This window comes from uncultured Gulosibacter sp., from assembly GCF_963509965.1.
In the GTDB taxonomy this organism is placed as follows: Bacteria; Actinomycetota; Actinomycetes; order Actinomycetales; family Microbacteriaceae; genus Gulosibacter.
In genome coordinates, this window is the sequence record NZ_CAUPDE010000007.1 from 88,235 (window position 1) to 99,391 (window position 11,157).

Below are 11,157 nucleotides of genomic sequence, written 5' to 3' on the forward strand. Positions count from 1 at the left end.
TTATGCGTGTACCTCTCTCTTGGATTCGCGACTACGTCGAGATTCCCGCCGAAGCAACCCCGCGTGAGGTGCTTGACGCATTCGTGCGCGTGGGTCTTGAAGACGAAGCCATCCACGCCACCGAAGCATCCGGCCCCATCGTCGTGGGGGAGGTGCTCGAGTTCGTTCCCGAACCGCAGAAGAACGGCAAAACCATTAACTGGTGTCAGGTGCGGGTTGCTCCCGACGGCGCCAGCGCGGCCGACGGCGGCGAGGCCGTGCGCGGCATTGTCTGTGGCGCCCACAACTTTAAGGTCGGCGACCAGGTGGTGGTCACTCTGCCCGGAGCGGTACTGCCCGGTGACTTCCGCATCTCGGCACGCAAAACCTACGGCCACGTGTCTGACGGGATGATGGCGTCGGTGCGCGAGCTCGGCATCGGCGATGATCACGACGGCATCATCGTGCTGGCAGACCTCGGTATTGAGGCAGAGGTTGGCGAACTCGCGCTGCCGCTACTTGGTCTCGACGATGTTGCGGTCGAGGTGAACGTCACCCCTGACCGCGGCTATGCCATGTCGATGCGCGGGCTCGCACGCGAATACGCGAACTCGACCGGTGCGGCGCTCACCGACCCCGCCGAGCGCGACGAACTGCAGCAGATTCTTGCCGCCGGCGTGGCGACCGACGCTGCCGATGTGCGGGTGCCGCTGTCGATCAGCGATGAACTCGGTGTGCGCGACCAGCAACTGGCACCGGTGTTTGCCGGGCTGGTGGTGACCGGTGTCGACGGGCATCGCCCAACACCGGCGTGGATGGCGCAGCGGCTACGCCTGGCGGGAATCCGTTCGCTCGGGCTGCTGATCGACATCACCAACTATGTGATGCTCGAACTCGGCCAGCCGATCCACGGATACGACCTCGACAAGCTGCGCGGCGGCATCCACGTGCGTCGCGCCAAAGCGGGCGAGCGGCTCACCACCCTCGACAGCAAAAACCGCGAACTGTCGCCCGAAGACATCCTGATCACCGACGAGCGCGGCCCGATCGGCCTCGCCGGCACGATGGGCGGCGAAGAAACCGAGCTCACCGACGACACGGTGAACGTGTTCATCGAAGCGGCAAATTTCGCGCCAATTTCGATCGCCCGCACCGCTCGCCGGCACAAGCTGCCGAGCGAAGCATCCCGCCGTTTCGAACGCGGAGTCGACCCGGCGATCGCACCTGCCGCAGCCGCACGCGTGGCCGAACTGCTGGTGAAACTTGCCGGCGGCAAGATCGAACCGGTCGGCCAGATCATCGGCTCGGTGGTGCCGCGCGACGAGATCGCAATGCCCGCATCCCTCCCCGCAACCCTGATGGGTGTGGATTACGGTGCCGATGAGGTGCTGGATGCGCTGCGCGCCGTTGGCTGCGAGGTGCGAGTGGACGGCGACACGATCTTCGCGCGTCCGGCCAGCTGGCGCCCCGACCTCACCAGCGACGTCAACCTGGTTGAAGAAGTTGCGCGGCTGCTCGACTTCGACCGCATCCCCGCAGAGCTACCCATTGCGCCCGCGGGCCGCGGATTCACTCGCGAACAGCGTCTTCGTCGCCAGCTTGCGGATGTGCTCGCCGCCACCGGTTGCACCGAGGTGATGAGCTACCCGTTCGTGAGCGCCGACGACGTGGCGACGTTTGGTGCGCCCGAGGCTGACACACAGCCGGCGATGAAGCTTGCGAATGCGATGGATGCGACCGTGCCCTATCTGCGCACGAGCACGCTGCCGGGGCTGATCGGGGTGGCGCACCGCAATGTTTCGCGCGGACTCACCGATATTGCCGTGTTTGAACTTGGCCGCGTGTTCCGTCCCGTGGCGGGTAAGCGGTACGGTGTCGACTCGCTGCCGCCGGTGGCTGAACGCCCGAGCGACGAGGTGCTTGCCCAACTGAATGACGGGCTGCCGCCGCAGCCGCACTATCTCGGTGCGCTGCTCGTGGGGGAGCGTACGTCGGCGCAGCCGGGTGTGCGGGCCGTGAAATTCGGGTGGCAGGATGCGCTTGAACTGGTGCACCGGATTGGTGCGGCGGTGGGTGCCGAGATCGTGGTGCGCCAGGGGCGGCACGTTGCCTTCCACCCCGGACGCTGCGCTGAAATTTCGGTGCGCAACACCGCCGGTGTTGAGCGGGTGATCGGCTACGCGGGTGAGCTGCATCCCGAAATTGCGGCCGAGCGCGACCTGCCGCGAGTGGTGGGCGCCGTTGAAATTGACGTGGATGCGCTGCTTGCGGGCACCGACCGGCATGTTTCGGCGGTGGTGATCGCGGGTGTGCCGGCAGCCACCCAAGATCTGTCGCTCGTGGTGCGCGAAGAGGTTGCGGCCGGTGAGCTGCGGGATGCGGTGGTTGAGGGCGCTGGTGAGCTGCTCGAAGACATCCGGCTCGTGGCTGACTACCGCGGTGAGGGGCTCGAGCCCGGCACGAAGTCGGTGACCTTCGCGCTGCGGTTCCGCGCGAACGACCGCACTCTGACCGCTGCCGAAGCCACCGAGGCGAAAGAAGCCGGTGCCGCCGTGGCTGCCGAACGCTACGGAGCCAGCATCCGCGCCTAGCCCAGTTTGCGGCTGCTGCCCGCAGCCGCCCTGCAGCTGTCGCGCGTCTCCTTCGGGCGGCAGCTGCTTGCTTTTGTTGCCGGTTGCTGTCTTGCTGTCTTGCTGGGGGCCCGCATCCCCCGCATCCCCTGCATCCGCTTGCGGAATTTTGTTTCCTGACTTCATCCCGGTGCTGAAATTTGTTTCCTGGCTGCAAAACTTGAGTTTTAGGTGCCATTTGGGCTGGATGCGGGTAATTTGCAGCCAGAATTCTGAGGCCAGGAAACAAAAATCTGCAGACAGACAGGGAAACAGGTGGACAGGTGGGGGCAGCAGGTTGGGTAGCTGGGATGCGCATCCCAGGGCGGGGGAGGCGCGCTTCTCAGATCGGCAGGATGCGTCGCGTCTCAGGCCGGCACGATGTGCCGCTGTCCGAGCGCTGCAAGAATAGCTTGCGACACTGCAGGCCAGTTGAAATACACGTCTTCATAGGTGACACGAATCACCCGGAAACCCAGCGCTGACAGCTGCTGGTCGCGCGTGCGGTCGCGCTGGTAGTGCAGTTCGCCCGTGTGATGCGCACGACTGTCCACTTCGATGACCACATTGTCTTCGACGAGAAAATCCACGCGCGCGTGCAGCTGTTCCACCACAAACTGCGGCACGAAACGAAGGTTTTCGGCTTCGAGCCACATGCGAACGAGAGTTTCGGCGCCCGACTCAGCTCTGCCATCCACCCGGGCGATGCGGCTGCGCACCGACTGCGGATAATCCTGGACCAATTGCTGCATCTCATCGCGGGAGAGTAACTGGCGCTGAACGAGGGAATCGCCGACGACCGTGCAGGTTGCCCGGTCGCTTGTCAACACCATGACTTGAAAAGCAACCTGTAGCGAATCAACTGACTGGATGATCGGCGCATTTTTTCGTTGCGGGAGGGCGACAGGGTGCACTCCGTCGCGCTGCTGAATGCGGTGGATATAAGCGGCGCGCACCGGGATGTCGGGGCCGCCCGGATCCCAGGCTCCGCGCAGGGCGAGCGCGCGTGCGCCAGTGAGCACGCCTCCGGCAGCGACCGCCGTAACCACATCGGGATTGGGAGTCATGAATCCCGGTGCTTGAAACCAACCGTGGCGGATGCGTTTCAGGACGCCGCGGCGTAGGCCGCGGTCGACATCGTGTGATCGGAAGCCGGCGTTCAGTAGTTGGAACCTTGCGACGACTCCGAAATTTGCTTCAAGCAATTCTTCGATTGATTGCATGCTGTCAGGTTGGCAAGACATCGCGTTTTGTTCCTGGCCTAGTGCGGTCTCTGGGGATAGCTCACTATCCACAGCCCCTCCGGTCTGGTTTGCGGTGTTCAGCTCATTGTCTCGGTGTCTAACCGGCCCTCCGCTCTTGCTCAGATAACGTCGCTGCGTGCTTGGTAGCGCAATCAGGGGCTCAAGTAGCCTCGCCCAGCTGTCGCCAGCTGCTCGGTGCGAAATTTGTTTCCTGGCTGCAGAATGCCTGCAGTTGAGGCTAAACCGGCCTGATTTGGCCTTATTTCGCTGTGTATGCAGCCAAAAAACAAAAAACAGGAAACAAAATTCTGAGGTCAGGAAACAAATTTCTGCAGGGATGGCAGAGGCTGGGCGCAGGGGCTGCAGGCAGCGGTAGGGGCTGCAGGCAGGGCTACTGGCTGGGCCCGGCGCGGGGGCTAGGCTCCGGGTGCGGGTTCGGTGAACTCGGGGGCGGTGAGGGTGCGCGGCGCGACGCCGAGCGGCGGCGTGCTGGGCAGCTGCTTGGCGGCCGCATCAAAATCGGCGAGGCGCCGCGCGGTGGGCAGCACTCGCGCTTCGAGCGACCCGACCAGCTGGTCGTAGGCCTCCACCGATCCCTGCAGCTGCCGGCCAAGTTTGGCGAGGTGCCCGGATGCGGTAGCAAGTCGGCGGTACAGCTCGGTTGACAGCTCAAGCACCTCGGCAACTGAATCGCTGACTCGCTCCTGCTGCCAGGCCGCTGCCACGGCACGCAGAATCGCCCAGAGCGTGGTGGGAGATGCGAGCGCCACATCACGGCTGAACGCATAGTCGAGCAGCGCCGGGTCGGCACCAACCGCCGCCGATAGCGCCGCCTCACTCGGCAGATACGCGATCACCAGTGGCGCCGCGCCCGAAACCGCAGCCGGATAGTCGCGGGTGCGCAGCGCATCCACGTGCCCCCGCACTGCACGCGCGTGCTCGAGCAAGAGCCGCTGCCGCTGCTTTTCATCGGCCGCATCCCCAGGATTTGGCACCGCCAGCGCCTCCAAATACCGTGCCATTGGCGCCTTGGCGTCAATGATCAGTTCGTGTTCGCCGGGAAGGTGCACGAGCGCATCCGGTCGCGCCCCGCCAGAACCTGATGCCACCGTCACCTGGGTATTGAAATCGACATGCTCGAGCATCCCGGTTGCCTCGAGAAGATTGCGCAGCTGCGCCTCACCCCAGTTGCCGCGGGCACTGCTCGACCGCATCGAGGTGGCCAGCTGTTCGGTGGCGGCCCGCAGCTCGGCATCGGATCGCGCCTGCACACGCAGCTGCTCGCTCAACCGGCCGTGCAGCTCGAGCCGCTCGCCTTCAAGCTCTTGCACCACGGCACGCAGCTGCTGCAGTTCTCCGCGCACGGGGGCCAGTTCGCGAAGCACCGCAGTGTCGCCGCGATGCCGCGCATCCTGCGTTTCGAGCGCGCTGCGCAGCTCAGCGACCCGCGCTTCGGCAGCGGCCGCGCGGGCGCGGTTGACGAGCAGGCCGATGGCGATGCCGAGCGCAGCGCCGACGATCAAGCAAAGGATGAGCCAAATGGGATGCATGGGTGAACTCTCGCATGAGCCTCCGACATTTTCGGCTCAACACCGGCCAAAGCCGAAACAAGACCGCCCAAAATCCGGCTCAACACCGGCCCAAAGCCGAAAACTATCGCTGCCGCACCATCAGTACGATCACGGGCACGGGCGACACCAACAGCACCGCCAGCCCAACCCAAAGCAGCCACACGATCGGTGACCCGAATAGCGACGCTGCGATTCCCGCGTAGATCAGCTGCATCCCCACTCCCACGATCACCAGCAGCTGGTAGCTCAGCGCGTAGAGGCGGGCGGCGTTGTCGGCAGTCACCGGCACCGGATAGTTGACGATGCGTGGCCGCGCCGCCAACCAGAAAATGAGCACCGTCAACGCGAGCATGATTGCGACGAGCCAAAACACGCTCGTTTTCGGCCCGAAGTTGTCGGGTTCACCGTTGAAATCGAAGTGGATTGGCACGATATCCGGCATCGAGGGGTAGGCGGCGAGCAACGCTACCGAAATCGCGATTGCCGAAATCAGTGATGCCCACCGCAAGATCCGCCAGACGGGGCCAACAGCGGGTGCAATGCGGGGGCGGGATTCCATAGTTATCTCTCTGTCGGATGCTCGTGCAGGCCGCATTCAAGCAGCGTTAGTTGCTGAAGAGCCTACCGAGAAATCCGCGGTCGCGACGAGTGGGTGGCTGTGCTGCCGGCACAGGATCGGCTTCAGGCAGCTCATGCTCGAGGGCCCAGCTGGCATAACTTGCCCACTCGAGCGCGAGCGCGTCGTCGTTGGGGATATCGAGCGACTCGGCGATTCGGTGCGCGATGGTCATCGTGTCATCGGCCTCGTCAACGACTTTGGCGAGTGCTGCGCGGGCTTGCCTGCCGGGGCCGGTTCCTTCGTATCTGGCGAGCAGGCCCGACACGTGCATCCCGTCGAGCACGAGCTCGACGCGTTTCAGCAGCGGCGGTCGCACACCCGCCAGTCGCCGCCGCCGAGCAGCAAGTAGCTGCACTGCAAGTCCCGAAGCGGGGACTTCGGCGCGGGCTATTTCGAGCAGGTGCGTTTCGGCGGTGTTGCCGACGGTTGCTTCCAGTGCGCGCAAATACTGTTCGGCGGCCATGCTTGAGCTGGTCCACCCTTCGCGGTGTCCGTGGGCGACTTCGATGACTCGGTCGGCAAAGGCGGCATCTCGGGTGCGGTGGATGAGTTCGCAGGTGGCGGTCCAGGATGCGGGCTGTTCGCCCGGTTGCGGTTCGCCGGTGGGCACTGCATCCAGTGGCTGTTCAAGCCCCCAGTACGACAGTACGGTGTTGCGCACGTCGGGCCGGTCGGGGGTGGCGGATGCTGCTGCAACGAGTAGCTCGTCGGTGACTCGTTCAACGGCCGGGTCGTTGGGCTGTGGCGCGGCTTCGGTGAGGTCGCGCCGCAACTGCAGGTACACCTCGCCGCGGTCATCGGCGCGCAGGGCCCTTGCCGATCGCGCCAGGTCGAGGGGGAGCGAGTCGGCATCGTGTGCGACGAGCCAGGTGCGCAGCTCTTCGATCACTTTTGGGCTGAATGCCCGGCGCACCGGCTCGCTTGCTGGCTGCAGGTAGCAGCGCCAGGCGAATTCGTCGGGGAAGGGTTCGGGCCAGTTTTGGGCGATGTATTCGACGGCACGGTGGTCGTCGAAGCTGCGTGCCAACATGAGCGCGAGTCCGGCGACCAGGTCGCGTTTGCCGCTGTCGCGCATCCGCACCCATTTGTCGAGCAGCGCCCGGTAGGCTTTTTCGCCGCCGTCAGCGACAAGGGCAGCGTACACACCGTTGGGGTCGGCCTGTTCGGCGTGATCGAGGGCGTATTTCCAGAGCGGAGTTTGCGCTGCGGTCATGTCGTCATAGTAGGTGGGCAATCTTGCGGCAAACTCAGTGCGGCACTGTCAGTGCCGCGTTGACGGGATGCGTGCCAGAGCCGGCGCTAGAAGGTTGCTTTTCGCTCGAGTGCGGTGAGTGCGTCGGCATCCTCGGCGGGGATTTCGCGGATGAACACCGCGGTTTGTTTTGACAGCTCGGCGAGCGTTGCGGCTTCCATCCGTCGGGCGATGTCGATGACGATTGCCGCGCAGGCTTCGGCGTCTTCGAGCGGGTCGTGATGGTTTTGCAGCTCGTATCCGGCTTCGCGGGCGGCGTTGGGTAAGCGGTATGACTGCATCTGATAACCGCGCCGGGCGAGGCGCAGCGAACAAAAATATCGCACGCCGGGCACGGGTAGTGCGCAGGCGCGGGTGGCGGCAACGAGCACCCCGGCGTCGAAACCGGCATTGTGGGCGACGATGATGTCGTCACCGACGAAGTTGAGGATGCGTTCGAGTGCTTCGGGCCATTCGGGTGCGCGGGATACTCGCTCGCGTGAGATGCCGTGCAGCTGCACGTTGAAGGGGGTGAATTCGTCGTGCCCGGCCGGCGGGCGGATGAGGAAGTGTTCGCGGTCGGTGATCTCACTGCCGCGCACCCGAACCATCCCGACGGCGCAGGCTGATGCGGGGGAGCGGTTTGCGGTTTCAAAGTCGAGCGCGACGAAATCGGGCATAGCAACCATCCTTGCAGGTGCCACCGACTCTCGCCGAGCTAGGCGGGGCTTGCGGCGGGTAGAATCGGTGCCTATGGCTCTTACTCTCGGAATTGTCGGTCTGCCCAATGTCGGTAAGTCGACGCTGTTCAATGCTCTGACCAAGAACACCGTGCTCGCGGCGAACTATCCGTTCGCGACGATTGAGCCGAATGTGGGTGTGGTTGAGCTGCCCGATGAACGTCTCGGCCGGCTCGCCGAGATTTTCGGTTCTGAACGCATCCTGCCTGCGACCGTGTCGTTTGTGGATATTGCCGGCATTGTGAAGGGTGCTTCGGAGGGCGAGGGTTTGGGTAACCAGTTCCTCGCGAATATTCGCGAGGCGGATGCGATTTGCCAGGTGGTGCGCGGGTTCAGTGACCCGGATGTGGTGCACGTGGATGGCAAGGTGTCGCCGGCGAGCGATATGGAGACGATTAATACCGAGCTGATTCTTGCCGATCTGCAGACGATCGAGAAGGCGCTGCCGCGCTATGAGAAGGGCGCGAAGCACAAGACGCTTGACCCGCAGATGTACAGCACTGCGAAGGAGGCGCTCGCGGTGCTTGAAGAAGGCAAGCTGCTGTCGATGAGTGATCTTGATCTTGAGCCGATTCGTGAGCTGGGGCTGTTGAGCGCGAAGCCGTTTATTTACGTGTTTAACGTGGATGAGGATGCGCTTGGCGATGAGGCGAAGCTTGCGGAGCTTGCCGCGTTGGTGGCGCCGGCGAAGGCGGTGTTTTTGGATGCGAAGACCGAGTCGGAGCTAATTGATCTGCCGGCCGATGAGGCGGCTGAGCTGCTCGCGTCGTTGGGGCAGGAAGAGTCGGGGCTTGACCAGCTGGCGAGCGTCGGTTTCGACACGCTGGGCTTGCAGACGTATTTGACTGCCGGGCCGAAGGAGTCGCGCGCGTGGACGATTCGCAAGGGGTGGAAGGCGCCGCAGGCTGCGGGTGTGATCCACACCGATTTCGAGCGCGGGTTCATTAAGGCTGAGGTCGTGTCGTTTGACGACCTGGATGCGGCCGGTTCAATGACGGATGCGAAGGCCGCCGGCAAGGTGCGTATGGAGGGCAAGGACTACGTCATGCAGGATGGTGATGTGGTGGAGTTCAAGTTTAATGTAACCCCTGGAGGCAAGAAGTGAGTCAGGCGACGCTTTTCGAGCTTGGACTGAGTGATCAGGTAGAGCCCGGCGAGGATCCTTCCTACCTGACTCGACAGCTCGTCACCTATATCGGGAACAAGCGGGGTCTGGCTGGTCCGATCAGTCAGGCTGTCATCGATGCGCGAAGTCGACTCGGCGGACGAAAGTTGAGGTCGATCGACTTGTTCGCGGGTAGCGGGTTCGTCGCGCGCCTCTTGAAGAAGCACTCTTCGCTAGTGGCGTCGAACGACCTGGAACTATACGCGCAGGCGATTGGGGAATGCTTCCTCGCCGACCGTGACGAGGCGCTGCTGGCCGAGGCGGCGCAGCACGCCGACCGCCTCAACCGCGCCGCGCTCGACGGGGCGTCGCACGACGGCTTCATCCGTGAGCTGTATTCCCCAGTTGACGACCAAGACATCCAGCTGGGTGAGCGAGTTTTCTACTCGAACGACAATGCGCGCCGCCTCGATTTCTACGTTCAGGAATTGTCGAAACTGCCGGACGAGATCCGTTGCCTTCTTCTTGGACCGTTGCTGTCAAGCGCATCGATTCACGCGAACACGGGAGGCGTCTTCAAGGGGTTTTATAAGGACAAGAACACTGGTATCGGTAAGTTTGGCGCGGCGGCTGGCGATGCCACGAGCCGGATCCTCTCTCCGATTACTCTCGAAGCGCCGGTTCAAAGTGTTTTCCGGTCCGAGCATAAAGTCTTTCGACGAGACGCTAATGACCTTGCACCCGACTTGGGATCCTTCGACCTGGTCTATATCGACCCTCCCTATAACCAGCACCCCTACGGTTCGAACTACTTCATGCTCAACCTGCTCGCGAACTACGAGCGTCCCGAGGAAGTGAGTCGGGTTTCCGGCATTCCGACCGACTGGAATCGCTCGGGGTACAACGTAAAGAAGCGATCTCTGACGCTCCTCACTGACCTGTTTGAGAAAATTCGAGCGCGATTCCTCCTCGTGTCGTTCAACTCTGAGGGTTACGTGTCCACGGAGGAGATCAAGGAAGTTCTGGGCTCGCACGGTCGAGTCGACGAGGAGATTTTTAAGTACAACACCTATCGCGCCAGCAGGAACCTGCGCGGCAGGCCGATCCACGTGAACGAGCACCTTTTCCTGCTCGATCGAGAGGGCTGAGGACAGGAGTGAAATGGCTCATAAAGCACGACTTCGACAGAATCGCTATGGCACTGTCATCAACACGACTTCGTTGAAGCAGGAGCTTCAGCTCGGCGACGCACTCGTTGATGCCACTGAGCGCCTGACCGAGAAGTTTGGAATCGCGTTCAAGCATGAGAAGAGGGTCATGCTCAGTGACATCGTCACCTCCCTCCGTGGCAGTTTCCCAACGGTCTCGTTCAGCGATCCGCTACCAAACACGTTCATGAGCCCCGACGGTGGCATTCTCTCGATCGTGGCGGCGGACAGCGGGCGCACGTTCCCCGTGTTGATCACGGAAGTGAAGAATCAAGGGACCAACGACCTGCGGGCGCGAGAAGGGCTGAAGAAGCAGGCGATGGGCAATGCCATCGAGCGCCTCGGGAAGAACGTGATCGGATTCCGCGCAATGATGCTGGAAGACGGCATCATCCCCTTCGTGTGCTTCGGTTATGGCTGGGACTTCCATGAAGGCAGCTCGATTCTCGACCGGGTCAAGACGATCGCAATGTTCGGCGAGTTGAATCAAGTGAGTGTCATTCCCGAGGGCGAAGAGGGTCTCTTCAACCGAGGCAGCTTCTTCTTCCGCCTTGAGCCTTGGTCCTTGGAGGAAATGTCGGACGTCATGTTCGACGTCGGGAGTCGCGCGATTCATTACTACTTTGCCAAGTTCGGCGACGACGCATTCAGGATGATCGAGACCTGACCCACTGCTCAGCACCTTCGGTAGACACCAGTCATTCGAGACCCCCGTAACTTGTCGGTTGCGGGGGCTTCGCGTCCTACGGGCGCTGGTCGAGCAATGGGAACCCGAAACCCGGTGGAGTTCAAATTTAACGTGTAGTGCTTAACCTCTGCGATGAACTCTTTGATCCCGGGACGTGATGAGG

9 protein-coding genes are annotated in these 11,157 nt (G+C 62.7%); 4 read left to right on the forward strand and 5 right to left on the reverse strand.

The features are described 5' to 3' along the window. The first annotated feature begins 2 nt into the window (after positions 1–2). Positions 3–2,570: a phenylalanine--tRNA ligase subunit beta gene (gene pheT / locus RQ865_RS06185; RefSeq protein ID WP_311478241.1), complete on the forward strand. Its 2,568-nt coding sequence runs from the start codon at positions 3–5 to the stop codon at positions 2,568–2,570. Positions 2,571–2,956: 386 nt separating this feature from the next. Here the strand turns inward: pheT and RQ865_RS06190 are convergent, their stop codons facing one another. From RQ865_RS06190 to RQ865_RS06210, 5 genes are all read right to left on the reverse strand, one after another. Continuing rightward, positions 2,957–3,811 carry a DUF559 domain-containing protein gene (locus RQ865_RS06190; RefSeq protein WP_311478242.1) on the reverse strand — a complete coding sequence of 285 codons (855 nt, stop codon included), beginning with the start codon at positions 3,809–3,811 and terminating at the stop codon, positions 2,957–2,959. A 437-nt stretch (positions 3,812–4,248) separates the two neighbouring features. Continuing rightward, the gene (locus tag RQ865_RS06195; RefSeq protein WP_311478243.1) at positions 4,249–5,382 is read right to left on the reverse strand and encodes a DNA recombination protein RmuC; all 1,134 of its coding nucleotides are present in this window, start codon (positions 5,380–5,382) and stop codon (positions 4,249–4,251) included. 103 nt (positions 5,383–5,485) lie between these two features. Next, positions 5,486–5,911, reverse strand: coding sequence for a DUF1648 domain-containing protein (locus tag RQ865_RS06200; RefSeq protein ID WP_311478244.1), 426 nt, complete (start codon positions 5,909–5,911; stop codon positions 5,486–5,488). A gap of 97 nt (positions 5,912–6,008) precedes the next feature. Further along, positions 6,009–7,235 (reverse strand): hypothetical protein, encoded by a 1,227-nt coding sequence (locus RQ865_RS06205; RefSeq protein WP_311478245.1) that lies wholly within the window; start codon positions 7,233–7,235, stop codon positions 6,009–6,011. 86 nt (positions 7,236–7,321) lie between these two features. Then, positions 7,322–7,933 carry a 3'-5' exonuclease gene (locus RQ865_RS06210; protein WP_311478246.1) on the reverse strand — a complete coding sequence of 204 codons (612 nt, stop codon included), beginning with the start codon at positions 7,931–7,933 and terminating at the stop codon, positions 7,322–7,324. Between the two features lie 73 nt (positions 7,934–8,006). Here RQ865_RS06210 and ychF point away from each other — a divergent pair, with 73 nt between their 5' ends. The 3 genes from ychF to RQ865_RS06225 are packed head-to-tail and all read left to right on the forward strand — an operon-like array spanning position 8,007 to position 10,973. After that, on the forward strand, positions 8,007–9,098 hold the full coding sequence (ychF, locus tag RQ865_RS06215; RefSeq protein ID WP_311478247.1) for a redox-regulated ATPase YchF: 1,092 nt from the start codon (positions 8,007–8,009) through the stop codon (positions 9,096–9,098). After that, positions 9,095–10,246, forward strand: coding sequence for a DNA adenine methylase (locus RQ865_RS06220; RefSeq protein WP_311478248.1), 1,152 nt, complete (start codon positions 9,095–9,097; stop codon positions 10,244–10,246). Before ychF ends, RQ865_RS06220 begins: the two co-directional genes overlap by 4 nt. A 13-nt stretch (positions 10,247–10,259) precedes the next feature. Further along, positions 10,260–10,973, forward strand: coding sequence for an EcoRI family type II restriction endonuclease (locus RQ865_RS06225; protein WP_311478249.1), 714 nt, complete (start codon positions 10,260–10,262; stop codon positions 10,971–10,973). Positions 10,974–11,157 lie beyond the last annotated feature (184 nt).